We start from the raw sequence: 25,075 nt of genomic DNA, 5'->3' as shown, positions 1-25,075 counted from the left end.
GGCACCGGCCGGGTTGCCGGATTGCTCCGTGCTGTCGTCAGTGTCCGCCGACGGGGCTGCCGGTGGGGCCGCCCGCGCCTCCCCAGCCGCCCGAGCCGCCCTGGCCTCCGTGGCCGCCCGAGCCGCCCTGGCCGCCGCCCTGGCCGCCCCAGCCTCCGGAGCCGCCACTGCCGCCGCCCGGGTTGCCGGTGCCGCCGCCGGGAGCGCCGGAACCGCCCGCGCCGCCGGAACCGCCGGGCAGGCCGCCCGTGCCACCGGCGCCGCCCGTACCTCCGGCGCCGCCGCCCGTGCCACCCGTGCCCCCGGCTCCGCCCGCACCTCCGGCTCCGCCACCGGTGCCGCCCGTGCCGCCGGAGCCGCCGGAGCCGCCGGAGCCGCCCGGGGTGCCGGGATTGCCGGAGCCGCCGTGACCGCCCCAGCCGCCGCCGTTGCCGCCCTGGCCCGGGCCGCCCTGGTGACCGTGGCCACCCCAGCCACCGGGGCCGTCGTGGTCGCGGTCCCGGTGGTCGCCGCGGCCGTTGCCGCCCCAGCCACCCCGATCGTCGTGGTCGCGGGAACCGCCCCGGCCGTCCCAGCCTCCGCGGCCGTCCCAGCCTCCGTGCCCGTCGTGCCCGTCGTGGTCGTGGTCACCGGGACGGCCGGGACCCCGGTGGTCGTCCCGGTCGCCGTGTCCGTCCCAGCCGCCGTGGCCGCCGTGGTTCCAGCCGCCGTGGTCATCCCGGCCCGGCCGCGGGTCACCCCAGTTGCGGCCCCATCCCTGCCCGAAGTGCCGCCCGGAAAGGCCGAACCAGCGGCCCGGCAGGCCGACGGGCTGGTGGCGCCAGGAGCCGGGCAGCGGGAAGGCGCGGCCGTTGACCAGGTACACCGGAGTGCTGAACTGGGGCTCGCACGTGGGCGAGATGTAGATGCCGCCGTTCACCACCCACTGGCAGCTCGGGAGGAAGTAGACGCGGCCTTCCCAGATGTACTCGTGGACCCGCTGGCCGCTGTCGTAGTCGGCCAGGGCGTACCACCGGCCCGGCAGACCCGGGCTGAAGGGCTGGAGGCGCCAGTCGCCCGGCAGCGGGAAGACCCGGCCGTTGACGACGTAGACCGGGGTCCGGTAGCGCGGTCCGCACGAGGGGTCGATGTAGACGCCGTCGTTGACCACGTACTGGCAGCCCGGCAGCTGGTAGATCCGGCCGCCGATGAAGATCTGGTGAGGGTCGTCCCCGAGCGGGTCGATCGGCAGCACGATGGGACGGCCGTGCCGCGAGGGCGCCGCCAGGACGCTCGGGCCCTGGGGAGCCTTCGGGATCGCCACCTCGCGGATGTGCACGCCGGGCATGGCCTGGGGCACGGGCGTCGCGGCGCTGGTGGCGGGCATGTGCCAGGCGATCGGCGCGGCCAGCGCGGCCACGGCCAGGAAGCCCGTGGCGAGAACTTTCTTCGTCAACAGACGGTTCCTTTCGGATTCGCCCTGGAGGGCCCGGCGTTCTTCCGCTGCGGACGTCACTCCGTCCGACGCATGCCGGGCCCCCGAATTCGGGCTTAGTGCTCGGAATTTCCTAGAACGGGACGTGGATCGGTTCGCATGGAGACCTGCCAAGACGTACCTCCCGGTTGCGCCTCCGCCGACGATTCGCCGTCGTCAGATTTCGCTGACAGCTCGGCGTGTGGACAGTATGACGGGACAGAGAATGTACGTGAGGGATATCGCCAACTTTTTGTTCGGCGCGTCGTTCCGCGCTTATTGGCATTCCGCTAAAAATACAGAAAGGCGGCTAATTGTCCGACTAATGCGAAAACCCCGATTTGCGCGGAACGGTGCCGCCCATCAGCCGATCGGCACCAAGGACGTCACCACGCCGGCCGCCGGCGCCGATCGTGCCCCCGTCTCCTCATCGGCGCCCCTGAGCAGCGGGAACGCCGTCACACCTTCGTAAGGAGCGGTGAACGAGCCCCGGTGTAGCGTCGCGACGTGATCGAGCGTTGCGACCTGGACACCCCCGCGGACGTCCTCCCGCTCACCGGAGTGAGCCCGGTCGAGGACCGCTGCGGCCTCCCGCCCGCGAGGCACGGATATGAGGCGGGACGGCGGTGACCCGCCCGGACCTGAGAGGCCTGAACGACCGCGCGGAGGCGGTGGCGCGGGGCGTCGGCGGGCGTTTCCGCAGCGGGCTGCACTCCGAGCGCGTCGCGGCCCGCCTCGGCCTGTGGCTCGGAGGCATGTTCACGGTCGCGTTCGTCACCGGCCTGGTCAGCCACTTCATGCAGCACCCCCCGTCGTGGCTGCTCTGGCCGTCCCGGCCGGTCAACCTGTACCGGGTCACGCAGGGCCTGCACGTCATCGGCGGGCTGGCGACGATCCCGCTGCTGCTCGCCAAGCTCTGGACCGTGTACCCCCGGCTGTTCCAGTGGCCGCCGTTCCGGTCGGCGTCCCACGCGGTCGAACGCGCGCTCGTGCTCGTCCTCGTCGGCGGGGCGCTGTTCCAGCTGTTCACCGGGCTGCTCAACATCTCCTACGCCTATCTGTGGCCCTTCTCCTTCACCGTCGCCCACTACTGGACGGCGTACCTCGTCTACGGCGCGCTGCTGATCCACGTGGTCAACGAGTGGGCGAAGGTCCGCGCGGCGCTGCGGACGCGGGACGAGGTGGACCCGGAGGCCCCGGCCAGGCGGCGGTTCCTCGGCACGGTGGCCGCCGCCTCGGGGCTCACCGTGCTGTTCACAGTGGGGGAGACTTACGCGCCGCTCGCCCGGCTGGCCCTCCTCGCCCCGCGCGACCCGCGCATCGGCCCGCAGGGCCTCCCGGTCAACACGACCGCGGCCGCTGCCGGGGTGGCCGCGCTCATCGGCGACCCCGGCTACCGGCTGACGGTGACCGGGGCGGTCCGCGCCGAGCTGTCCCTGACCTACGCCGACCTGGTACGGCTGCCGCAGCACACCGTACGGCTGCCGATCTCCTGCGTGGAGGGGTGGAGCGCCGAGGCCGAGTGGACCGGTGTGCGCCTGAGCGCGCTGCTCGCCCGGGCCGGCGCGGCGGCGGACGCCGTGGTCACGGTCGAGTCGCTGCAACGGGGCGGGGCCTACCGGTCCAGTGAGGTCCGGCCGCCGCACTGGCACGACCCGCTCACGCTGCTCGCCCTGCGGGTGAACGGCTCGCCGCTCGCCGCCGACCACGGCTTCCCGGTCCGGCTCATCGCCCCCGATCGGCCCGGGGTGCTCCAGACGAAGTGGGTGACGAGGGTGGTGGTGTCGTGACCGGGACAGGCGCGGGACGGGATCCGGCCGGGGCGGCCCGGCGAGGGCGGGCGGGAGAGGTCCCTTCTCAGCGAGCGCGGGCCGGGGTCGCTTCCTCTCAGGAAGGGGCTGCTCCTTCCCGCGAGGTGGCCGCTCCCTTCCAGGAGAGGGCCGCTCCTTCCCGGGCGTGGCGCCTGGCTGGTTACGGCGCCGGCGCGGCACTGGTGGTCACCGGACTGGCCGGCCTCGCCGCCGACGCTCGCCACACGCATCCGTTCGGGTGGGCCCTGTGGTTCGGGGGGCTGATCGCCGCGCACGACGGGATCGTGGCGCCACTGGTCGTGACGGCGGGCGTGCTCGCCGGAAGGGTGCGCGAGCCGTACCGGTTCTGGCTGAGGGCCGCGCTCGCCGTGGGCGGCGTGCTCGCGCTGGTGGCGCTGCCGATGGTGCTGGGCATCGGGAGGCGGCCCGACAACCCGTCGCTGCTGCCGCTGGACTACGGGCGCGACCTGCTCGTCGTCCTGGGCGCGGTCGCGTCCGCCGCGGCCGTGGCCGCGCTGCGCGACGGCCGCCGGGGACATCGAGGTCGCCGGTTGCCCCGGCAGGGAGCGGGTAGGGGCGGCGGACGTTCTCCAACAGGGAGGTGACACCGTGAAAGCCGTCGTCTACAAGGGCCCCCGGCGAGTCGCCGTCGAAGAGGTGCCTGACCCGGCGATCCAGGCTCCCACCGACGCGGTCGTCCGCATCACCACCACGAACATCTGCGGCTCCGACCTGCACATGTACGAGGGGAGGACCGGCGTCGAGCAGGGCAAGGTCCTCGGCCACGAGAACATGGGGGTGGTCGAGGCGGTCGGCGACGCGGTCGGCCGCGTCAAGGTCGGCGACCGCGTCTCCGTGCCGTTCAACATCGCCTGCGGCACGTGCCGCAACTGCCTGAACGGCTGGACGAGCTTCTGCCTGCGCACGAACCCGACCGAGGGCGTCGACGGCGCCGCGTACGGCTACGCCAACATGGGCCCGTACGACGGTGGGCAGGCCGAGTACCTGCGCGTCCCCTACGCCGACGTCAATCTGCTCGAACTGCCGCCCGGCACCGAGCACGAGAACGACTTCGCCATGCTGTCGGACATCTTCCCGACCGGATGGCACGGAACCGAGCTGGCCGGCATGCGGCCGGGCGACCGGAGGCGGTCGGCTACCAGGCGCACGACCCCTCGGGCGAGGAGCACCCCGAGCTGGTGCTGGACAACCTCGTGCAGGTGGTCCGGTCCACGGGCGGGATCGGCGTCGTCGGCGTGTACGTGCCGCAGGACCCCCGGGCCGCCAACGAGGCCGCCAAACAGGGGCGGATCGGCTTCGACTACGGCACGTTTTTCCAGAAGGGGCAGCGCATGGGCACCGGACAGTGCCCGGTCGTGCGCTACAACCGGCAGCTGCGCGACCTGATCGTCTCCGGGCGGGCGCAGCCGTCGTTCCTCGTCTCGCATGAGCTCCCGCTCGACGAGGCGCCGACCGGGTACGACCGCTTCGACCAGCGCATGGGCGGCTGGACCAAGGTCCTGCTCCGTCCGAACGCCCTCTGACCGGCTGAGGGGAGGCGCCGCCCGCACCGGGCCGGGGGCGCTCCTCCCCTCGCCGATGGGCGGGATTCACCGGCCGTCGTCGCCGTGGCGGTCGTGGCCGCCCGGCGTGCCGCCCATCATGGCGAGCATGGGCAGCCCGCCGGTGGCGGCGAAGCGGGCGGCGAGGACGGCGGCCAGGGCGAGGAAGGCCAGGTTGAGCCAGGTCGTGTAGTCCCAGGCGATGTGCGCCTCGACGACGCGGGCCGACCGCGCGTGCGGGGTGAGCCGCAGTGCCCAGAACAGGAGCTCGACGAGGTAGCCGGCCGCGGCCATGGTGAGGTAGAAGGCGCCGAAGACGAAGGCGGCCGTCCTCCAGCCGTAGTACTTCCGGTAGATGTTCAGGATCGGCAGGATGATCAGGTCGGCGAAGATGAACGCGACGACGCCGCCGAAGCTGATCCCGCCGTTCCACAGCACGGCCGCCAGGGGGACGTTGCCCACCGAGCACACGAAACTCACGATGGCGACGAGCGGCCCGACGAGCGGTCCCCACAGCGCCGCCAGCATCGGGTGGCCGGTCAGGAAGAAGCCCTGCCAGAAGCCGGCGGGGACCCAGGCGGCCAGGGCGCCGGTGATGAGGAGCCCGGCCGCGATGTCGCGCCAGATGGCGGCCCACTCCATGACGAAGATGTGCGAGACGGCCGTGAACCCCCTGGCCGAGGTCAGCCGCCGCCAGAAAGAGCCGGGGCCGGTCACGGACATGTCCATGGCGGCGTGGCCCTCCATCGATCCGGAGACGCCCCTGTCCGCCTGTTCGCGGGCCTCCTCGACAAGGCGGCGGCGCAGGAACAGCCGGAACAGCACGGCGAGGAGCACGATCATGATGGGCCCGCCGGCGAACTCGGCCGCCGTGAACCGCCAGCCCATCAGCAGGGCCAGCAGGATGCCGAGCTCGAGGACCAGGTTGGTGGAGGCGATCTCGAAGGCCATGGCCGCGGTGAAGCTCGCGCCCTTCCGGAACAGCGACCTGGCCAGGGCGACGGCGGCGTACGAGCAGGACGAGGAGGCCATGCCGAGGCCCGTCGCGGCGGCCAGGGCCTTGGGCGAGTCGTCGCCCAGGACGGCGGTCACCGCCTGGCGGCGCACCACGGCCTGCACGACCGCCGACAGGGCGAACCCCAGGATCAGCGCCCACAGGATCGTCCAGCCCATCGTCGCGGCGATCGTCAGCGCCTTCCCCACCTGATCCATCCGTGGCTCCCGGTTGCCGGAGGCGTCCCCTCTCGGCCTTCCCCGATTCGGCCGTTGCGATCCCGCCCACGGTAACGGGAACGTCAGCCGCCGGACGCGGATGAGCCCTGGCCACGTGACCAGGGCTCGTGCGTCCGTCGCCGCGTCACACCCCCATGAGCCGCGACAGCCGGACGATCGCGCCGGCCGCGAGGTCCACGACCACCGGGCCGGACGCCGCCGGCCGTACCGTGCCGTCGTCCCGCGTGAGCGTGACCGACACGGCGACCTTCCGGTCGAACGTCGAACGATCGGCGACCAGCGGCTGCACCAGGGTGACCTCCAGCGTGGGCGCGTCCGCGGGGAGGACGGCCCGCGCGACCTCGATGCCGGACACCGCGAAGACCAGCCCCACCCCGGCGACGCCGGCGGCATGCAGGTCCACGTCCCGCCGGATCAGGACGGCCGTGTGCAGGTTCTCCAGGTAGACGTTGCGGACGACCAGCTGGGCGGGGTCCGCGGGGTCGAGCACCGCCTGCGGCACGACGGCGCCGTCCCGGACGGCGGCGGGCAGCGTGACGTCCCCGTGGGCGGCCACGCGTACCGGCGGGTCGAGCGCGACGCGCTGCCACCCCCCGACCGCCGGCCGCACCCAGAGGGCCGTCACCGTCGCCGCCGTGTCGGCGTCGTTGCGCAGCCCGGTCGCGGTGACCCGTACCGGCCCGCCCGGGTACGGGCCGGCCAGCTCGTCCACGTCCAGGTGGACGGTGGTCGCGATCGACGTGGAGGAGTCGCCGGTGTCGAAGACGACCTGCGAGACCGCGTCGCCGCCGCGCAACTGGGTGACCGCCACGACGGCGTCGTCGTAGTCCACGTGCAGCGCCAGACGGATCGCGTCGTCGTCCAGGACGGCGCGCAGGCCGCCCTCCAATGTGCTCGACCGCACCGACACCCCGGTCGACCCCACCGAGGGGGACGTCGGGAGCAGCACGCGGACGTCGCGCCCGCCGGCGTCCGCGCGCAGCAGCGACTCCAGCTCGGCGAGCTCGGCCGCCGACAGGTCGGGCACGCACCGGGCCTGCAGCCGGCACGGCAGGCCCGCGTCCACGGTGGCGTCGAACACCTGCAGCCACTCCAGCTGTGGGCGCCCGGCGACGTCGCGGGCCACCCGGTAGTGGGCGGGCACGACGAGGTACGTGGCCGGCTGCTGGAGCGACTCCCACACCGAGTACCGGTGGTCGCGGTCCAGGCGCGGAGCCGGCGCGAACCGCCGGGCCGGGACGCGGCCGAGCTGGAAGGCGTCCTGGCAGCCGACGATCACGGGCTCCGGGCCCCCGACGTCCTGCCGGTACAGGCCGGGGTTGTCCCGGCACGGCACCAGCAGCGGCAGGCGGTGCGAGCGGGTCACGGACACGCCCATGTCCATGGTGAACGAGGGGGGGTCCGTGGCGAGCCCGCCCGATCTCCCGATCCCGGTGAGAATGTCGCCGCGCCGTCCGCGGAGGTCGTCGCGGAGCACCAGGCGCCCTCCGGCGCGCGGCAGGGGGAGCGGCACCCGGGCGAGGGTCAGCGGGGCCGCCACGTCCTCCACCCGCACCTCGGCCGGCGACGCCGCGAAAAGGGCCGGCCCCGCCACCGCCGCGTCCGCGATCGACGCCTCCACCGCGGCCCGCGCCGCCGCGGACGTTTCCGTCAGCGCCGACTCCGTGAGAGACGACTCCCTGAGGGCCGACTCCCTGAGAGCGGACCCGGCGAGGGCCGACTCGGTAAGAGACGACTCCGTGAGGGCCGACTCCGTGAACGGCGTCGACACCCGGGTCAGCCGGACGGCGCCCTGCCCGGCCGTCGTGAGCTCACCGGGGACGCGGACCTCGGTGGTCACCACTTCCGCCCAGTTCGGATGCTCCTCGGGGATCGGGTGCTCCTCGCGGGGCGGCTCCTCGAACGGCCATGCCCGGATGGGCACGACCTCCAGACGGCCCGCGTCCAGAGGACGGTCCAGCCTGTCGTGGTTCACCATGGAGGTGGCCCAGGCGGCGAGCGTCTCCTGCACGCCGACGAAGCTGGTGCCGACCACCAGCCCCGCCCCGTCGTCCGGCTGGAAGCCCGGCGTGCTCAGTGCGCCGTACGCGGCCCGGGCCACGGCTCCGCTGATCTCGGCCCGGCAGTGGACGACGCCGTCGCGCATGTCCACGTCGACCGGCAGCTCCGTGGAGGTCGGCCGGCCGGTGTCGGCGTCCACGAACGGGATGCGCAGCCGTACGCTCACATCCGTCCACGGGACCGTCTGGGCGCCCGCGGGCGGCGGGGGGAAGCGCAGCACGGTGGTGACCGTCGCGGTGAGCACGGGCGATCCCTCGTCGTCGTGACCGGTGACGCGGAACAGGAACCGGAACGTGCCCTCGGCGGCGGGCACGAGCTCCGGCGCGGGCGCCCACCAGGGCGAGCCCAGCTGCGAGTCGGGCAGCAGGGGCTCGCTCCGGTCGGCAGACCCGACGCGGGGGCCCGGCTCGTCGGCCGGGACTCCTGGCGTGTTCATCCCGGTCAGTCCTGGCTCACGACGGTGACGCCGGGGGCGGTCTTCTTCGGCACTCGAACGGCCAGGTCGCCGCTGCCCTCGCCGTCGGTCCAGGGCCCGATCCACTCGTCCCCGTCCTCGAACAGCGTGCCCTTGATGATCACACGCACGCGGTACCGGTACGCCGGCGGCCGTCCCGGCTGCCCGGTGTAGAGGGCGAACCGGCGTTCCTTGTAGTCCTCCCCGGTGTCGGCCATGGTGAAGGTGAACGTCGAGATCGGGCGCTCGCCGCCGTCGGGGCCCTCGCCCTTGGGCTGCACCTGCACCTCGACGATCTGGTTGCTCGCCGTCAGGTCGCGGTTGATCGAGATGGGGGCGAGCACCAGCGCACCGGCGTTGTCGGCGCGCACGGCCACGTCGAGGCTGTCGGTGAGCGTGCCGAACGGTCCCGGGTCGAGGTCGACCTCGTTGGCCTCGACGATGATCCGGGAGAACCGGTCGTCGAGGGCGGACGGCGACTCGTCGAACTGGATGGTGCGCCGGACGAACACCTTGTCCGGACGCCATCCCTCCGGCGCGCCGGCGACCTCCTCCGCCTTCTTCTGCGTCTGCCGGGCGAAGAAGACCTCGCTGGTCGCGCCGCTGGCGTAGACCAGGGTCGGCGAGGAGGCGGGGGCGAGCGGGGTGGTCTCGCCGACGGGGGCGCCCTCGCTGTGCACGTCGGTCGTCGCGTCGACGTCCTGGGGGCGCGGCGGCGGCAGGAAGTCGTGGGCGGACCACGCGATCTCGCCGTTCACGCTGGGGTAGCCGATCTGGACGCTGGCGAACTTCACCGGGTCGCCGCTCACGCCGTGGGCCGGGTCGGGCCACTTGATGACGGGCCGGCAGACCGTGGTGATCTTGCGCTCCCAGTTGTCCAGGTACAGCGTGCGCATGTAGCGGCTCTTGAGCTCCGGGTGGGCGGCCAGCAGGTCGGCCACGCCGTCCACGTTGCCGCCCATCGTGCTCGGCTGCGCGTACATCTCGTCGACCTCGAACGTGAAGGAGTTGGCGATCTCCACCCGGTCGCGCCGGAAGTTGAGGTTGAACCCCGCGTTGAAGCCCCAGCCGAAGAGGTTGAGCAGCCCGCCGGGCTTGGGCGGGGCCGGGTCCTGGACCTCCGGCATCGGCTGGAAGATCACCTGCTTCGCCTGGTCCAGCCACATCGCCACGAGCATGTCGATGTACTTGGTGACCATCGCCTCCTTGTTGTCCGCGCCGGGAATGGTACGGTCCATCTCCAGCTCGACCTGGATGTCGCCGTTGATCCGCAGCGTGTTCCAGGTGGCCTTGAGGTCGGCCGAGCTCCACCAGTAGCTGGCGCTGGCCTGGGCCGTGAAGTGGCTGAACACCCGCTCCCAGTTGGCGGTCATGTGCAGCCGTGTGATCGGCGCCCACAGCGGCAGCGTGAGGTCGGCCGTCACCCCGATGGGCACCTCGGTGCTCAGCAGACCCTGCTCCACCTGCGCCGCGGCGAACGTGCCGAGGTTGACGACGAACGGGTGCTCGGCGGTGGGGATCAGGCTGCCGGGCCCGGCGCCCTGGGCGGTGACGAAGAACGGGTCGCCCGCGTTGCCGCCCTGCGTGCCGTCCTGGTCGGTGATCATCAGGCGCAGCGTGGAGCTCCTGATCGGGATCGGCCGGATGTCCGCGATCGTGGACCGGTCGGCCATGCCCGGCTTGACCTGCCAGAACCGGTCGCGGCTGCCCTGCTGCATCCGCTCCAGGATCTGCTTGTGCGCGGCCTGCAGGACGCCGTCGGGCGGCGCGCCGGTCATCGCGAAGCTGAGCACCCCGCCCGAGGTCTCCCGGGTCTGGCCGGGGAGCACGCCGATGTTCGTCTCGCCGTCCTGGACGCCCATGAAATGCAGGAAGCTGAGCCTGAGATCGCCGTTCGGCTTGCGCGCCAGGCGCATCCGCTCCGGCAGCCAGTAGAAGACGGGGTTGGACCCCTGGGCCTGGAGCTCGTCGTTGTGCTTGTCGGGAAGGAAGACGAGGGCGTACTCGACGCCGGCGTCGTTGAGGGTGACGGTCTCGAAACCGCCGGCCATGATCGGTCCTGCTGGGTTCACCATCGCTGGCTCCTGACGTGTGTGGGGAGGCCGCTCACAGGGCGGCGGGGTAGTAGATGAGAGACCGGTCGAGGCCGCGTGCGACCACGGCGGCCGCGTTGTGGAACAGCCGGAGGTTGGCCCGGTTCCGCGGGGCGAGGCCGGGGTTGCCGTCCTCCCGCAGGTGGGACTGGGCGGCCGCGTCCTCCCACCGGCCCGCGTTCGCGGCGGCGTTGAAGCCCGGCCAGCGGGTGGGGAAGAACGAGCCCGTCCAGGCGATGCTGTGCGCCCCGAGCCGGGCGTCGGCGGGCCAGTCCGCCCACCCGGGGAAGAAGGCCGACAGGCGGGCCTCGTTGAGGTCGAACCGCTTGCGGACGAGATCGTCGATCGCGGCGTCGGGCAGTTCCAGGGTGTGGATCGCCTTCGCCGCCAGGTGCCCCTTCTTCGCGAGGTCGGGCGCGTCCTTGATCCGGTGCCACTCGGCCACGATCTCGGCGCGGGTGGCGGGCGTCCGGGTGTCCTTGTGCACGAACGGCAGGGCGGCCGCCTCCTCGGGGGAGTCGACGAGGTTGCCGACGCCCGTGGTGACCAGGCCCTTGACGTCCTGGTACAGGTAGGGGAGCCGGCCCTCCATCGGGGCGCTGAACTCGGGGAAGAAGTCCCTGACCGACCGCGCGGAACCGGTCGGCCCGTCGGGTGTGACGGGCTCGGGGACGTCCTCGGCCAGCGGCCCGATCGGCAGCCCCGGCCAGTCGTCGATGGGCCGGGGGAAGTCCTCGGCCACGGAGCCGTCGTCCGGGTCGAGCTTCGCGTACTCGTTCCCCGAGAAGATGTACGGGTTGCCGCTCGGCCACCACAGCGCCGTCTCGATTGGCTGGAACGTTCCAGGCCAGTCGTCGGCGATCGACTTGGCCTCCGGGTCGATCTGGCCGGTGGCGCCGTCGAACTCCTGGTACTGCTCCCCCGAGAAGAAGTAGGCGTTGCCGCTGCCCCACAGGATCGCGGCATCGATGCCGGACTCGAACAGCCCGGGCCACATCTCGGCGATCGGCCGCGGGCCGTCCAGCACGACCCCGTTCTCCACGTCGTACGACAGGCACTGGTCGCCCCGGAAGAAGAAGACCGAGCCGTCGCTCCACGGCAGGGCGGCGTCGATGTCCGCCTCGAACAGGCCGGGCCACTGGTCGGCGATCGCCAGCGGGTAGCCCTCGTCGGCGCCGTCGGCCTCGACGTCGTACCGGATGTAGCGCTCGCCGGTGAAGAAGTACGCCTTCGCCCCGGACGGGGCGACGAACCCGCAGAGCTTGTCCATGGCCGTCACCCCCCGGCCTGAGGAACGGGATCGCCCGACACCGTGCCGACGTGGCGGAACCCACGCGACTCGACCAGCCTGCCGCCGGCCGCCTCGATCCGCTCGAGGGTCCGGGGCCGCAGCCGCAGCTCGGCGAAGTCGCCCGTCGCGGCGACGAGGTACTCGACGCGGCCGGGGACGGCCTCGTCGTCGCGGGTCCAGATCGCGCCGGTCAGCGCGCTGAACCGGGACGGCACGGCGACCTCCTCCTCGAGCGCGGCCACCAGCTCCTTCTCGAAGGTCTCCTGGATCATCCGCAGCGGGAGGTGGACGGCGGCCATCACCAGCGAGTGGCCGTCCCGCATCCGCAGGACGTCCAGCGCCGCCTCGTCGTCCGGCACCGCGCCCGCCACGAGCCGGAAGCGCGGCTCCTTGGTGTCGGCGCCGAGCCGGGCGATCCGGTGGCGCATGCCGAAGAACCCGGTGTCGCTCACCAGGACCGAGTTCACGATGCAGCGGTACGCCGGCGGGAACCCGTAGCCGGCCTCGCGGTACAGGCTCCGCACGAACAGCGTGCCGGGCGGGTGCGGCAGGTCGCCCGCGCCCGGCATGACGTCGCCGGTCATGGCCTCCTGGAAGGCGGAGTCCACCGTCGAGGGGTGCAGCCGGATGTCGCAGAAGGTGAGGTTGCGCATGCTCAGGCCGCCGTTCCGGTCACGCCGATCTGCATGTGGATGTGGTTCTTGTGGGCCTCGCGGCCGTGCGGCGTCCCTGGGGCGGTGGCCGGGTGGTCGGGGTGCATGATGAAGCTGCGCTCGCCGATGGACGTGGGCGTGTCCAGCCCGTCGGGGCCGTCGGTGCGGTCCTGCCACTCGGAGGCGACGAACTCGTACACGGCGCGCCAGAAGTCGCGCGTGAACGGGTCGGCGTCCTCGTCGTCGAGCCGGTAGGACGTGTCGGACCCGGTCCCGGGCGGCCAGTTCCCGCCGGGGGTCGCGGCGGTCGACACCGTCCCCCAGTCGTCGCTGACGGTGAGGGTCCACTCCTCGCCGTCCTCGGCGACCGCCTTGACGCCGACGAAGTCGACGGCGCGGCCCTGGCCGTGGCAGTCGATGCGCGGGCGCCCCTGGTTGTCGACGCCGCCGCCGGAGATGCCGAGGTGGTACAGCTCGACGACGTTGTAGGTGTCCTTCAGCCACTGGCACAGCCGCACCAGGGCGAGCGCGTTGCGGGGGTCCAGCCGGTCGGGGGCCGCCGGGTGGCTGGGCTGCCCGAACTTCACCGTGCCCGACGCCAGGTAGCGGACGACGGCTCCGGCGACGTTGCCGTCCTGGGGCTGCTCGCCGTCCCAGCCGTCCAGGCTCACCCCGTCCGGGCTGCCCTCCCCCTCCAGCCGGATCACGTCGCTCGACTGCAGGTCGAGCAGCTCGGCGTAGGCGTCTTCCTTGCTCATGGCGCGTGCGGGATCGCTCACGATCCTGGTCCTTCCGGTGCGGTACGTCACCGCTGACGCGGTGGTCTGTCGCACGACGGATGGCGCGGGGCGGACCGGTGATACAGCGAATCTCCGCGAGTTTTCCGGCGGCCCGCGGTCGTCACGGCCGGGGGCCGATCCGGGCGGCCGGCGCGGGCGTCTCCAGCGGGAGCCGGCGCGGCCGTCTACGGCCGGGGGTCGATCCAGCCGGTGATGACGGCGGCCCCGGCGGACGTGCGGATGTGCAGCCGGAAGCGCCGGGCCGGGACCGGCTCGATCACGAACCAGCCGACCTCGTCGACCGGGACCTCCCGGACGGGGCCCTCGTCGTCCCGCACGAGGACGGCGCCGGGCTGCGCGGGCACCAGTTGCCCGCGCAATGCGTCGGGATGGATCTCGGCCTCGACGGACAGCTCGCCGGCGGCGAAGCTCAGCACGCGCGGCCCCGAGCCGTCCGGCCGCGGCTCGTCGCGCAGGCCCGCCGGTTCCCGCGCCGAGAGCAGGGAGTCGAGCTGCAGCTCGGCCAACTCGGCGTCGGCGGTCCGCCAGGCGAAGGCCGCCTTCCCGGCGCGCACGAAGGATTCGGGCACCCGGGCCTCGCGCACCGCGTGCCCCAGCTCCTCGAGCAGCCGGTCGTCGTCGTCCCACCAGCTCGGCACGTCCGTCACGCCGCCGCTCCCGTCCACGTCGACCGCCTAGGCCAGCTGGAGGGCGGTCAGGGCCCGGCTCCTGCGCAGCCGGTCCAGGCAGCGCCCCCGGGTGGGGCCGATCGCCCCCACCGGCAGGCCGAGCGCGGCGCTGATCTCGGCGTAGGAGGCCGGCGGCTCGGCGAACAGCATGCTCAGCAGCTCCCGGCACCGGGCCGGCAGCTCGGCGAAGGCCGTGCGCAGGGCGTGCCGCCGCTCCGCCACCAGCATCTCGCCGTCCACGCCGTCGTCCTCCCCGCCGGGGCCCGGCTCGGGGTCGTCCACCGGCACCTGCCGCTTCCGGGCGCGCAGCAGCTGCAGACACTGGCGCTGGGTGGTGCGGACGAGCCAGCCGGGAAGGGCCGCCGGCTCGTGCAGCGTGTCGAGGCGCTCCACGAGCCGGAGCCAGACGCCGCCGGCGACGTCGTCCGCGTCGCTGCCGGTCACGCCATACCGGCCGCACACCCCCCAGACGAGCGGCGCGTACCGCTCGACGATGGCGTCCCACGCCGCGGCGTCGCCCTCGCGCGCCCGGAGCACGAGGTCGACGACGACCTGATCGTCGCGCATGGCCCGTCAGCCCTCCAGCGGGTACGGCCGGACCTCGGCGGCCTCGGCCAGGAGCTTGTCCAGCGCCTGCCGGGGCGTCACCGAGCCCGGGACCGTGCGGGCGGCGACCGCGCCGCTGACGAGGGCGGCCGAGAACGAGGTGCCGCTCCACCGGGCGTGGCCCTGGAAGGTCTGCCGCTCGCCGTCGATGTCGACCTCTCCGGTGAGGTACGAGCCCACGACCCCCTTCCCGGGCGCCAGGCACGCCACCCACGGGAGGTCCGGGCTCCAGTCGGGCATTTCCGGGCGCCCGTCCACCGTGCCGTACGCGCCGACCGCGACGACGGGCGGGACGGCGGCCGGCCAGCAGGCCGAGCGCCGGCTGCGTCCGGAGCTGAGGTGGGGGAGCGCGCCGTGGTTGCCCGCCGCGGCCACGACCAGCACGCGCGGGGCGAGCCGCTCGATCGCGCGGGCGATGACCAGCGGCGGCCCCCCGGACAGCGTGAAGCAGCCGAGGGAGAGGTTGAGGATGTCCGGCTGGAAGGCGGCCGCCAGCCGCAGCAGGGCCCGGGCCGTGTCCCAGGAGTCGGCCCGTCCCGTGCCGGGGTCGAGGACCCCCTCGACGGACAGCTCCGCGGCCGGCGCCTCCCGCTGGATGAGGCTGCGCACGAACGCCGAGTGGCCCGAGCGGTACGGAAGCGGGTGCTCCGCCGAGCCCGGTTCCGAGGACGCGAGCGGGGTGTCGACGACGCCGACCCGCACGCCGCGTCCGGCGTCCTCGTGCCCGGCGGGGGACGGCGGCACGTCGGCGGCGCCGGCGGGCTCGGGCTGCCCGCCGCTCATCGGCTTGTGCCCCAGCACGTCGAACTCGCCCAGGGACATGGGCTTGTGCCCGAGGGTGGAGAACCCGCCGCTCACCAGGTGCATGGGCTTGTGACCGGTCGCGAGGACGGCGCCGTCCGGCAGGGACATGGGTTTGTGGCCGTCGCCGATGACCGCGTCCACGACCCGGTTCTTGCCGATCGTCGGGACCCAGCCGCCGCGGTCGGCGGCCGCCTTCTCCCGCAGCAGGGCGAGGAGCTCGCCGACCTCGACGGGATCGTCGTCGGCGTCCCTGAGGTCGCGCAGGCGGGCCAGCCCGAGGAGCTCGTCCCGGTCGTCGGCGGCGAGGGCGGCGTGCACGACGCCGAAGTCGTTCAGCATGCGCTCGACGACCTCCAGGTGCAGGAGGTCGACGATGAGTTGGTCCGGTTGGTGCGATGTGGTGCCCGCGTCGACTGGCATCTGGATAGTGTCCTTCCCGGGGGTCATGACTCGTCCGGAACGCGAACTTCCTCAGACGGAACCACGAGGGCCTGGCCGTGATACATCCAACGCAGGAAACGCCGCCGGGCGCAAGGGGCCACGGGAACGCTCCAGCAGGCGCCCCCGCCGTTCGCGACAACGGCGACGGCGACGGCTCGCCGGAGTCGGCGGATGAGCCGCTGGCCGAGGCCGAGGCGGCGCTGGCCGCGGTCGACCGCGACCCCGTCTCGGGCCTCCCGACGGCCGAGAAGGCAGCCCGGCGCGCGGCCCGCGCGGGCCACGCCGTGGCGGCGTCCACGGCCGAACGCGCCTGGGGGCACGCGCTCCTGCACGTGGGCGAGCTCGACAACGCCATCAGGCACCTGAGCCGCGCCGCCGCGTGGGGCGTGCGGGCCGGTCGGGCCGACCTGGCCGGCGAGGCGCGGTACAAGCTCGCCTTCGCGGTTCTGCAACGCGGCAGGCCGCAGGCCGCGCTGCGCGAGATCGACGCCGCCCTGCCGGATCTGACCGGCGTGGCGGCCGCCCGCGCCCGCGCGCAGCGCGCGATCGTGCTGCACGTGATCGGCCGCCTCGACGAGTCGCTGGCCGAGTTCGAGGTGGCGCTGCAGGTCCTGCGCCACCACGCCGACCTGCTCGGCGTGCAGCGGATGCTGATCAACCGGGCCCTCGTCCACTCCGACCGGCACGCCTTCACCGCGGCCGAACGCGACCTGCTGGAGGCGGAGACACTGGCGCGCGAGCTCGGCCGCCCGCTGACGATCGGCCTGATCGCCAACAACCTCGGTCTCATGGAGACGCTGCGGGGCGACGTCCCGGCCGCGCTGCGCCACCTCGACCGGGCCGAGCGCATCATCGGCGCGCACGGCGCGCAGCTGGGCACGCTGCACCAGGACCGGGCCGAGCTGCTCCTGTCGGTGGGGCTCACCGCCGAGGCGAAGGCGGCCGCCGCCCGCGCGGTGGACGCCTACCGCCGCGAGCGCCGCTCGCTCAAGGTGCCCGAGGTGCAGGTGCTGCTCGCGCAGGCCGAGATCCTGTCCGGCGACCCGGCCGCCGCGCTGGGCCACGCCCGGGCGGCGCTGCGCCGCTTCCGCGCCCAGGGGCGGCGGGAATGGACGGAACTGGCCCGGCTGTCCGTCCTGTCCGCCCAGCGCGCCGCCGGCCGCCGGCCGCGCCTCCAGGCGGCGGTCATCGACGTCATGGTCGCGACCCTGGACGCGGCGGGATGGCCGGCGGCGGCGCTGGACGCCGCGATCGTGGCCGCCCAGGTGACCGCCGAGGGCCGGGTCCGGCCGGGTGAGGAAGGGCCCCACCAGCCGGGCGACGGCGTGCGGGCGGACGCCGAGCCGACCGCCGAGGGCCGCGCCCGGCGGGGCGACGAAGGACCTCACCGCTCCGGAGCCCTTGGTGACGCGCGGGCGGACGCCGAGCTGGCTTCCGAGCGGCGCGTCAGGACGGCGGACGTGGCCGCCGGCTACCTGAGCCGGGCCGCGGCGGCGTCCCGGTCCCGGGGGCCGGCGCTCGTCCGGGCGCGCGGCTGGTACGCGCGGGCGCTGCAACGGCGCGCCGAGGGGGACGCCCGCGGTGTGCTCGCCGCCGTACGGACGGGCCTGCGGGTCCTGGACGAGCACGCCTCGGCCATGGGGGCCACCGACCTGCGGGTGCACGCGGCGGCGCACCGGGCCGACCTGGTGGCGCTGGGACTGGAGGTGGCCTTCGAGGCCGGCCGCCCCGACGGTCTCCTCGAATGGTCGGAGCGCGCCCGCGCCAGCCGCCTGCTGGCCGCGCCGGTCCGTCCGCCCGACGATCCGGTGCTGACCGCGCTGCTGGCCCGGCTGCGCTCCGTCACGAGGGATCTGGCCGGTCAGGCGGCGGCGCCCGCCCCGCTGCTCGCCCGGCAGGCGGACCTGGAACGGCGCATCCGCGACCACAGCCGCCGCCTCGCCGGCACCCCCGGCGGCGCGCCGGCCGCCCCGGTCACGCCCCGGGACCTCGCCGCCTCACTCGGCTCGTGGGCGCTGGTCGAGTACGTCCGCCGGGGCGCCGACCTGCACGTGCTCACCGTGGTGGACGGCCGCGTGGGCGTCCGGCGCCTCGGGGCGACGGCGGAGGCGGCCGACCTGATCGAGCGGCTGACGTTCGCCGTGCGGCGCAACGCGCGCCCGGACGCCCGGCCCGAGGTGCTGGCCGCGTCCGCGGCGCTGCTGGACGCCGCGGCCGCCCGGCTCGACGCGCTGCTGCTCGGGCCGCTGGCCGAGATCGGCGGCCGCCCGCTCGTCGTGGTGCCCACTGGGCCGCTGCACAGTCTGCCGTGGTCCCTCCTGCCGTCCTGCGCGGGACGGCCCGTGACCGTCGCGCCGTCCGCGACGCTGTGGCACCTCGCCCGGACCCGCCTCGCGTCTCCGGACGGAACGGACGGTGACGGCAGGGGTGGCGCGGACGGCCACGCCGTGCACGGCGCGCACGGCGCCGACGTGGGTCGTGCTGCGGGCGCGGGTCCTGCGGGTGCCGCACCCGGGGGACGGGTGGTCGCGGTGGCGGGCCCGCGGCTGCCGGCGGCGGGGCCCGAGGCGGCGGCGGTGGGCGCCATCCACGACGGCGTCGTGCTCGCCGGAGCCGCGGCGTCGGTCGAGGCGGTCTCGGCCGCCCTGTCGCGGGCCGGGCTCGCGCATCTCGCCGCGCACGGCCACCTGTCGGCCGAGAACCCGCTGTTCTCCGGCATCGCCCTCGCCGACGGGCCGCTGATGGCCTACGACGTGGAACGGCTGCCGCGGGTGCCGCACACGCTCGTGCTCGCGGCCTGCGACAGCGGTCGTTCCGTGGTGCGCACCGGCGACGAGCTGATGGGCCTCGCCGTGGCGTTCCTCGCCCGCGGCACCTCCCAGCTCGTCGCCTCGGTGCTGCCGATCCCGGACGCGACGACGACCCCCGTCATGGTGGCCTTCCACGAACGGCTGGCCGCCGGGCGCCCCCCCGCCGCCGCCCTCGCCGAGGCCCAGCGGGCCGTCCGGGGGAGCGACCCGCGGACGGCCGCCGCCGCGGCCGGCTTCGTGTGCATCGGCGCCGGCGCCGTCCCGGTCTTCGGCCGGGATCCTGGCCGTGACCGGGCCACCGCCGGCGCCGGCTGACGAGGTGGTGGGTGACCCCGCCGCCGCACGGCTGAGGCCCGACGGACGGCGTTCCAGAGGGAGCCGATCGCCCGCCACCGGCACGGGAGGCGGGGGCAGCGTCAGCCGACGGGAAAGGAGGCGGCCCGGGAGGTCTCCCGGCCTCCGGCCCGCCCGTTCCTGAGCCCGGCCACGGCGTGCTCGGACGCGCCGGGCTCGGCCTGGCCGAGGACGAGGTACTGGCCGGGGGCGCTCCGCACGGCGAGCGCCTCGAAATGGAGGGTCAGCTCGCCCACCCGCCGGTGCCGTATCCGAATCGTGCCGGGGACCTTCATCCCCACCTCGTAGCGGGTCCACAGGCGGCGGAAGTCCTCGCTCCCGTCCAGGAGCTCCTCGATCAACGCCAGGAGGCGCGGGTCCTGGGGGTCGCCGCCTGCGACGGTGCGCAGATGCGCCGCGTTGGACCGGGCCTCGCGCTCCCAATCCACATAGAAGTCGCGCGAGGCGGGGTTGAGGAAGGTCATCCGGATCACGTTGCCTAGGGGCTCCAGCAGCCCCTCGTGGAGGGCCGCGGCCGGCGGGTTCTGGGCCAGCAGGTCCATCTGGTCGTTCAGGATGAGCGCCGGCAGGTGGTCCCAGCCCGCCATGAGCCGCAGCAGGTTGGGGGAGATCTGCCCGGACGTCCGTCTGCGGGGCCGGGGCCGCGTGAGCTCGAAGAGGTGGTCGACGGCCTCGGCGTCGAGGTCGAACACCCGTGCCAGGGCCTCCAGCACCTGCTCCGAAGGGCGCCGTTCTCTGCCTTGCTCCAGCCGGGTGTAGTACTCCGAGCTGACGCCGGCCAGCATGGCCACCTCCTCACGGCGGAGGCCCGGAGTGCGCCGCCTGCCGGCGCTGAGGCCAACCTGGTCCGGACTCGTGGCGTGACGGCGGGCGCGGAGGAACTCACCCAGAAGTCGGTCACCGTCCATATTCGTACGTTATGTCGTATTTAGCGTGCTTAGGTAGGAGCGGCCCGGCCACCCAGTCCCCAGGCGGATCGCCGCCGGGGGAGCGGCTCCCGCCTATTCTGTGATCACCCGCAGCGTCCGGGGAGCCGCGTCCGCCGGGGCGGGCAGCCGCAGCGGGGCGCGGCCCGGCGTGAGAGAGCCGAGCGGGGTGCCGCGCCGCGCTCCGGTGCAGGAGGGCACCTGGCCGGGCAGCCCGTGCACGGTCAGGAATCCGAGCACCGCGAAGGCCAGCGCCTCCTTGGCGGCGGACGGCACGCCGAGGTCGTCGCTCGACAGCAGCCGCACCGACGGCAGCTCCTCGCCGATCATCCGCGTCATCACCGGGTTGCGGGCGCCCCCGCCCGACACGACGAGCTCGGTGACGCCATGGGCGCGGCAGGCGTCCGCCACGGTGACGGCGGTCAGCCGGGTGAGCGTCGCCAGCACGTCGTCCGGGGACGGCACGGGGTGCCCGGCCAGTGCCTCCAGCAGGTACGGCAGGTGGAAGTGCTCCTTGCCGGTGCTCTTCGGCGCGGGCCTGCGATAGTACGGATCGTCGAGCAGCGCGGCCAGGAGGCCCCTGTTCACCTGGCCGGCGGCCGCTCCCCGGCCGTCCTCGTCGTAGTCCCTGGCGCCGCCGCTGAAGTGCCGCACGGCCGCGTCGAGCAGCGCGTTGGCCGGGCCGGTGTCGAAAGCGACCGGGTCGCGCTCCGGCGGGACGACCGTGACGTTGGCGATGCCGCCGAGGTTGAGGGCGGCCGGGACGCCCTCGCGCGCCCGCAGCAGGAGCGTGTCGAGCATGCTGACGAGCGGCGCGCCCTGCCCGCCTGCGGCGACGTCCCGGCTGCGCAGGTCGGACACCACGGGGAGCCCGGTCGCCTCGGCGATCCAGGCCGGCTGCCCCAGTTGGAGGGTGCCGCGGACGACCCCGCCGTCCACCCAGTGGTACACCGTCTGGCCGTGCGAGACGACCAGGTCGGCCGCGCCCCCGCACAGCTCCGCGATGGCGCGGCCGGCGGCCCCGGCGAAGGCGTGGCCGATCTCGGCGTCCAGCCGGCAGACCTCCTCGGCCGTCGTGTCGGCCGGAGGCAGCACGGCGGCGATCCGTCCCCGCAGCCCGTCCGGGTACGGCAGGCTGAGCGCGCCCATCGGACGCATCACCAGGGCGTCGCCCGCGAGCGTCAGGCCGGCCGCCGCCGCCTCGATGCCGTCGTACGACGTGCCCGACATCAGACCGATCACGCGCACGGCGGCCCCCCTCCGGCGACCTCGGCTGTCGACATGGCTGCCTCCGTACGGCCCTCAGGGCCGGGCCGCCCCTCCGGCGGCGGCGCCGTCGAGGGCGGTGGCCGGCTCCCGCTCCGGCGCGCGGTGGAACAGGCTCAGCGCGCCTCCCACGACGAGGGTGACGATCACTCCGATGGGGACGAGCCACTGCGCCGCGATGCCGGCGGACGTGGTGGTCCCGGCCGTGGTCACGTCGATCTTGACGCCGCGCACGACGAAGGTCATCACGGCCACGGTGACGAGGAAGGCGATCACGGAGTCGATCTCGTTGGCGCGCCGCACCAGCCGTCCCAGCAGGAACGCGCCCAGCAGCGCGCCGTACGTGTACCCGGCGATGGTGAGGCCGGTCAGGTAGACGTTGCCGGTGCTGTCGCTGAAGGCGCTCGCGAACACGGCCATCAGCACGGCCCACACCAGTGTCATCACCCGGGCCAGCGTCAGCAGCGTCCGGTCCGACGGCGTACGGCGGAAGAAGTTGTGGATGACGTCCGAGACCGTCGAGTTGGACATGGAGTTCAGAGCGGACGACAGCGAGCCCATGGCCGCGCCGAGGATCCCGGCCACCAGCAGCCCCGAGATGCCGGCGGGCAGGGCGTGCAGGATGAAGTTCGGGTAGAGGTTGTCGGAGCTCTTCAGGCCCAGCTGGCCGAAGGTCCGGCCCTGGTTGTACGACCACAGCAGCGCCCCGACGAGCGAGAACGCCGCGAACTGGAATGTGATGAACACCCCGGAGCCGATCATCGCCTTCTGGCTGTCGCGCAGACTGGGGGTGGCCAGGATGCGCTGGACGATCAGCTGGTCGGAGCCGTGGCTCGCCATGGCGAAGATGGCGCCGCCGAGGATCGCCGTCGGCAGGGCGAAGGTGCTGGTCAGGATGTGGGCGAAGCCGAAGTCGGTGTCGAACAGCCGGAAGCGGCCCGCGTCCAGCGCGTCGGTGAAGCCCTGGCCGCCGACGTGCCCGGCGAGCACCGCGATCGCCAGGACCGCGCCGCCGAGGTACAGGAGCATCTGGATGGCGTCGGTCCAGATGACGGCCTTGATGCCGCCCAGGTACGTGTAGACCACGGTGATCGCGGTCAGCACGACGATGATGATCTGGAAGCTCGTGTGCACGCCGAACTCGTCGAGCAGCAGCTTGATCGGGATCGCCGAGGCGAACAGCCGGACGCCCTCGGCGAGCAGCCGCGTGACGACGAACGTCACCGAGGCGAGACCCTGCAGCTTCAGCCCGAACCGGTCACCGAGGTACTGGTAGGCGCTGACGAAGCCGCCCCGCTTGTACAGCGGGATCAGGACCGTGGCGACGACGACCCGGCCGATGACGTAGCCGAGCGCCAGCTCCACGTTGCCGAAGCCCTGACCGCTGTAGGCGCCGCCGGGGACGCTGATGACGGTGAGCACACTGGTCTCCGTGGCGACGACCGAGAAGCAGACGGTCCACCACGGCATGCGGCCCTCGCCGACGAAGTAGTCCTTCGCCGATTTCTGCCGTCCGGACAGGCGCAGCCCGATGACGGCGATCGCGACCAGGTACACGACGAGGACGACGAGGTCGAGACTTCGCACAGGTGCCTCCTTGCGACGAGCCGGCGGGACCACCGGTGGGGGGCTCGCACGATCCAGCGAGTATCCGAGCGGCGAACTGTGGATGTCAATAAGTAACGCGAAATCCTCTCCTTGGTACATTTTTGACCACCCAAGTGGCCCCGGCTACGCTGTCGCTCGTCCCCGCTCCGTTGGAGGAACGCATGTCTTCCCCGGCCTCGCCCGGCGATCCGGCCGAGCGGCCGCCCGCGTCTCCCGTGCGGCCCGCGTCTCTCATGCCGGCCGCGCCTCCCACGTCGGGGGCATCGCCCGGGTCATCGGGATCCGCCGAGACGTCCGGGCCTGCGGAGTCGCCCGGGTCGCCCGCGGCGGAGGTCCTGGTGCGGATCCGGGCGGCCCTGCCCTCGCTGGCGCCGGCCGAGCGCCGCGTCGCGGAGGCCGTCCTCGTCGACCCGGCCAGGGCCGCCCAGATGTCGATCAGCGAGCTGAGTGGCAGGGCGCAGACGTCGGTCACCACGGTGATGCGGTTCTGCCGGGCCGTCGGGCTGGGGAACTACCCCCAGTTGCGCCTCGCCCTGGCCGGCGCCGCGGCCCGCGAGGACGCGCTCGGCGGCGACCGGCCCCGGGTGAGCGCCGACATCAGCGCGACCGACTCGCTCGACGAGGTGGTCAACAAGATCATCTTCAACGAGGTGCGCGCGCTGGAGGAGACCGGCGCCGGGCTCGACGTCCGGATGCTGGGCCGGGCGGTCGACGCGGTCGCGCGGGCCCGGCGCGTCGACGTCTTCGGCGTCGGGGCGAGCGCCTTCGTCGGGCAGGACCTGCACCAGAAGCTCCACCGCATCGGCATGATGGCGTTCATCTGGACCGACGCGCACGCCGCGCTGACCGCGGCCGCGCTGCTCGGGCCCGGCGACGTCGCCATCGGGATCTCACACTCGGGGGCGACCCTGGACACGGTCGACCCGCTCCAGGCCGCGGGCGAGCGGGGGGCGACGACCATCGCCCTCACCAACTACCCGAACTCGCTTCTCGGGGAGGGCGCCGACCTGGTGCTGAGCACGTCGGCCCGCGAGACGCCGTTCCGGTCGGGCGCGACGGTCAGCCGGATCGCGCAGCTCGCCGTGATCGACTGCCTGTTCGTCGGCGTGGCCCAGCGGCGGTTCGACGAGGCCGCCGCCGCCCTGGAGAGCACCTACAGCGCCATCCACTGGCGCACGCGCCGCTCGGCGGCCCGCCGGACGCCGGCGCACGAGTGACCCCTCTCCTCTGCACGACCGCCGTACCGGAGAAGCCAGAAAGGACGCCCGCGCCGTGGATCTCAGCGCGCTCGGCACGGAAACCCGCAACGAGCGGACGGCCGACCTGGACCGCATGCCGGTGCCCGACCTGCTGGAGGCGATGAACGCCGAGGACCGCTCGGTGGCGCTCGCGGTGCGCGAGGCCCTTCCGCGGATCGGCGCCGCCGTCGAACTGATCACCGCCTCGCTGCGTGAGGGCGGCCGGCTCGTCTACCTCGGGGCCGGGACCAGCGGCCGTATCGGGCTGCTCGACGCGGTCGAGTGCCCGCCCACCTTCGGCACGCCGCCCGGCCAGGTGGTGGCGCTGGTCGCGGGCGGGCCGGACGCGTTCGCCGTCGCCGCCGAGGGCGCGGAGGACGACCCGCGCGGCGCGGTGGCCGACCTCGACCGGATCGGCGTGGGCGCCCGTGACACCGTCGTCGGCCTCACCGCCAGCGGCCGCACGCCGTACGTCGTGGGCGGCCTGGACCACGCCCGCTCGCTGGACGCACGCACGGTCGCGGTGTCCTGCAACCGGGACGCCGTGGTCAGCGGGCACGCGGACGTCGCCATCGAGGTCGTCACCGGTCCCGAGGTGCTCACCGGGTCGACGCGGCTGAAGGCCGGCAGCGCCCAGAAGATGGTGTGCAACATGCTCTCGACCGCGTCGATGGTGCGCCTCGGCAAGGTCTACCGCAACCTCATGGTCGACGTCCGCCCGACCAACGACAAGCTCACCGACCGGGCCCGGCGGATCGTGGCGCAGGCCGCGGGCGCCGATCCGGAGACCGCCGCCCGCGCGCTCGAGGCGGCGGGCGGCCACGCGAAGACGGCCGTCGTGATGCTGCTGGCGCACTGCGACGCCGCGGAGGCGGCGGCCCGGCTCGACCGGTCGGGCGGCGACGTGCGCGGGGCGGCCGGCCTGGCCTGACTCCGGCGAGGG

Annotated in this window: 20 protein-coding genes and 1 pseudogene; 8 read left to right on the top strand and 13 right to left on the bottom strand. The window is 74.0% G+C overall.

The features are described from left to right. Positions 1-37: 37 nt before the first annotated feature. On the bottom strand, positions 38-1,435 hold the full coding sequence (locus Mco01_RS31280) for a hypothetical protein (protein ID WP_204060447.1): 1,398 nt from the start codon (positions 1,433-1,435) through the stop codon (positions 38-40). A 525-nt stretch (positions 1,436-1,960) separates the two neighbouring features. Here Mco01_RS31280 and Mco01_RS39925 point away from each other — a divergent pair. The 5 genes and pseudogenes from Mco01_RS39925 to Mco01_RS40085 all read left to right on the top strand — a co-directional run bounded on the left by Mco01_RS39925 (position 1,961) and on the right by Mco01_RS40085 (position 4,808). After that, positions 1,961-2,083, top strand: coding sequence for a hypothetical protein (locus tag Mco01_RS39925; RefSeq protein ID WP_275410627.1), 123 nt, complete (start codon positions 1,961-1,963; stop codon positions 2,081-2,083). Beyond that, the gene (locus Mco01_RS31275; protein ID WP_239104038.1) at positions 2,080-3,243 is read left to right on the top strand and encodes a molybdopterin-dependent oxidoreductase; all 1,164 of its coding nucleotides are present in this window, start codon (positions 2,080-2,082) and stop codon (positions 3,241-3,243) included. The genes Mco01_RS39925 and Mco01_RS31275 overlap by 4 nt, the downstream gene beginning before the upstream one ends. 125 nt (positions 3,244-3,368) lie before the next feature. After that, positions 3,369-3,869: a hypothetical protein gene (locus Mco01_RS31270; RefSeq protein WP_204060446.1), complete on the top strand. Its 501-nt coding sequence runs from the start codon at positions 3,369-3,371 to the stop codon at positions 3,867-3,869. 133 nt (positions 3,870-4,002) lie between these two features. Then, a pseudogene (locus tag Mco01_RS40310) lies at positions 4,003-4,233 on the top strand (alcohol dehydrogenase catalytic domain-containing protein); the annotation flags it as partial. Positions 4,234-4,367: 134 nt separating this feature from the next. Next, positions 4,368-4,808, top strand: coding sequence for an MDR/zinc-dependent alcohol dehydrogenase-like family protein (locus tag Mco01_RS40085; protein ID WP_307825704.1), 441 nt, complete (start codon positions 4,368-4,370; stop codon positions 4,806-4,808). A gap of 66 nt (positions 4,809-4,874) precedes the next feature. On the opposite strand, the gene Mco01_RS31260 is transcribed toward Mco01_RS40085, so the two are convergent. From Mco01_RS31260 to Mco01_RS31220, 9 genes are all read right to left on the bottom strand, one after another. After that, positions 4,875-6,038 (bottom strand): permease, encoded by a 1,164-nt coding sequence (locus Mco01_RS31260; protein WP_204060445.1) that lies wholly within the window; start codon positions 6,036-6,038, stop codon positions 4,875-4,877. Between the two features lie 145 nt (positions 6,039-6,183). Continuing rightward, positions 6,184-8,556 (bottom strand): hypothetical protein, encoded by a 2,373-nt coding sequence (locus Mco01_RS31255; protein WP_204060444.1) that lies wholly within the window; start codon positions 8,554-8,556, stop codon positions 6,184-6,186. Between the two features lie 5 nt (positions 8,557-8,561). Further along, on the bottom strand, positions 8,562-10,649 hold the full coding sequence (locus tag Mco01_RS31250; protein WP_204060443.1) for a hypothetical protein: 2,088 nt from the start codon (positions 10,647-10,649) through the stop codon (positions 8,562-8,564). A gap of 31 nt (positions 10,650-10,680) precedes the next feature. Continuing rightward, positions 10,681-11,937 carry a hemopexin repeat-containing protein gene (locus Mco01_RS31245; protein ID WP_204060442.1) on the bottom strand — a complete coding sequence of 419 codons (1,257 nt, stop codon included), beginning with the start codon at positions 11,935-11,937 and terminating at the stop codon, positions 10,681-10,683. Between the two features lie 5 nt (positions 11,938-11,942). After that, the gene (locus Mco01_RS31240) at positions 11,943-12,611 is read right to left on the bottom strand and encodes a hypothetical protein (protein WP_204060441.1); all 669 of its coding nucleotides are present in this window, start codon (positions 12,609-12,611) and stop codon (positions 11,943-11,945) included. A gap of 2 nt (positions 12,612-12,613) precedes the next feature. Beyond that, positions 12,614-13,390 carry a hypothetical protein gene (locus tag Mco01_RS31235; protein ID WP_204060440.1) on the bottom strand — a complete coding sequence of 259 codons (777 nt, stop codon included), beginning with the start codon at positions 13,388-13,390 and terminating at the stop codon, positions 12,614-12,616. 185 nt (positions 13,391-13,575) lie between these two features. Beyond that, on the bottom strand, positions 13,576-14,058 hold the full coding sequence (locus tag Mco01_RS31230) for a hypothetical protein (protein WP_204060439.1): 483 nt from the start codon (positions 14,056-14,058) through the stop codon (positions 13,576-13,578). A gap of 27 nt (positions 14,059-14,085) precedes the next feature. Next, positions 14,086-14,646, bottom strand: a complete 561-nt coding sequence (locus Mco01_RS31225) for an RNA polymerase sigma factor (protein WP_204060438.1) — start codon at positions 14,644-14,646, stop codon at positions 14,086-14,088. 6 nt (positions 14,647-14,652) lie between these two features. Then, positions 14,653-15,909 carry a S8/S53 family peptidase gene (locus Mco01_RS31220; protein ID WP_204060437.1) on the bottom strand — a complete coding sequence of 419 codons (1,257 nt, stop codon included), beginning with the start codon at positions 15,907-15,909 and terminating at the stop codon, positions 14,653-14,655. A gap of 77 nt (positions 15,910-15,986) precedes the next feature. Between Mco01_RS31220 and Mco01_RS31215 the strand changes: the two genes are divergently transcribed. Beyond that, on the top strand, positions 15,987-19,055 hold the full coding sequence (locus Mco01_RS31215; RefSeq protein ID WP_204060436.1) for a CHAT domain-containing protein: 3,069 nt from the start codon (positions 15,987-15,989) through the stop codon (positions 19,053-19,055). Between the two features lie 101 nt (positions 19,056-19,156). Here Mco01_RS31215 and Mco01_RS31210 read toward each other — a convergent pair whose 3' ends face one another. The 3 genes from Mco01_RS31210 to Mco01_RS31200 form a co-directional block, all read right to left on the bottom strand. Beyond that, positions 19,157-20,002 carry a helix-turn-helix transcriptional regulator gene (locus Mco01_RS31210; protein ID WP_204060435.1) on the bottom strand — a complete coding sequence of 282 codons (846 nt, stop codon included), beginning with the start codon at positions 20,000-20,002 and terminating at the stop codon, positions 19,157-19,159. A gap of 93 nt (positions 20,003-20,095) precedes the next feature. Next, positions 20,096-21,268 (bottom strand): anhydro-N-acetylmuramic acid kinase, encoded by a 1,173-nt coding sequence (locus Mco01_RS31205; protein ID WP_204060434.1) that lies wholly within the window; start codon positions 21,266-21,268, stop codon positions 20,096-20,098. A gap of 54 nt (positions 21,269-21,322) precedes the next feature. After that, entirely contained in the window at positions 21,323-22,873 is a 1,551-nt protein-coding gene (locus tag Mco01_RS31200; protein WP_204060433.1) for a sodium:solute symporter, read from the bottom strand. A 359-nt stretch (positions 22,874-23,232) separates the two neighbouring features. Between Mco01_RS31200 and Mco01_RS31195 the strand changes: the two genes are divergently transcribed. After that, positions 23,233-24,111, top strand: coding sequence for a MurR/RpiR family transcriptional regulator (locus tag Mco01_RS31195; RefSeq protein ID WP_239104037.1), 879 nt, complete (start codon positions 23,233-23,235; stop codon positions 24,109-24,111). Between the two features lie 10 nt (positions 24,112-24,121). Further along, complete coding sequence (murQ, locus tag Mco01_RS31190; protein WP_275410628.1) at positions 24,122-25,063, top strand: N-acetylmuramic acid 6-phosphate etherase; 942 nt, start codon at positions 24,122-24,124, stop codon at positions 25,061-25,063. Positions 25,064-25,075 lie beyond the last annotated feature (12 nt).

The organism is Microbispora corallina (assembly GCF_016863035.1).
GTDB classification, from domain to species: Bacteria; Actinomycetota; Actinomycetes; order Streptosporangiales; family Streptosporangiaceae; genus Microbispora; species Microbispora corallina.
The sequence above is the reverse complement of the archived record's forward strand: the minus strand, read 5'-3'. Positions and strand labels throughout refer to the sequence as shown.

Bases quoted from the DNA above. Each gene is read 5' to 3' on its own strand.
- Mco01_RS40085 (WP_307825704.1), top strand. From the start codon at position 4,368: ATGGCACGGAACCGAGCTGGCCGGCATGCGGCCGGGCGACCGGAGGCG.
- Mco01_RS31260 (WP_204060445.1), bottom strand. From the start codon at position 6,038: ATGGATCAGGTGGGGAAGGCGCTGACGATCGCCGCGACGATGGGCTGG.
- Mco01_RS31255 (WP_204060444.1), bottom strand. From the start codon at position 8,556: ATGAACACGCCAGGAGTCCCGGCCGACGAGCCGGGCCCCCGCGTCGGG.
- Mco01_RS31250 (WP_204060443.1), bottom strand. From the start codon at position 10,649: ATGGTGAACCCAGCAGGACCGATCATGGCCGGCGGTTTCGAGACCGTC.
- Mco01_RS31245 (WP_204060442.1), bottom strand. From the start codon at position 11,937: ATGGACAAGCTCTGCGGGTTCGTCGCCCCGTCCGGGGCGAAGGCGTAC.
- Mco01_RS31240 (WP_204060441.1), bottom strand. From the start codon at position 12,611: ATGCGCAACCTCACCTTCTGCGACATCCGGCTGCACCCCTCGACGGTG.
- Mco01_RS31225 (WP_204060438.1), bottom strand. From the start codon at position 14,646: ATGCGCGACGATCAGGTCGTCGTCGACCTCGTGCTCCGGGCGCGCGAG.
- Mco01_RS31220 (WP_204060437.1), bottom strand. From the start codon at position 15,909: ATGCCAGTCGACGCGGGCACCACATCGCACCAACCGGACCAACTCATC.
- Mco01_RS31210 (WP_204060435.1), bottom strand. From the start codon at position 20,002: ATGGACGGTGACCGACTTCTGGGTGAGTTCCTCCGCGCCCGCCGTCAC.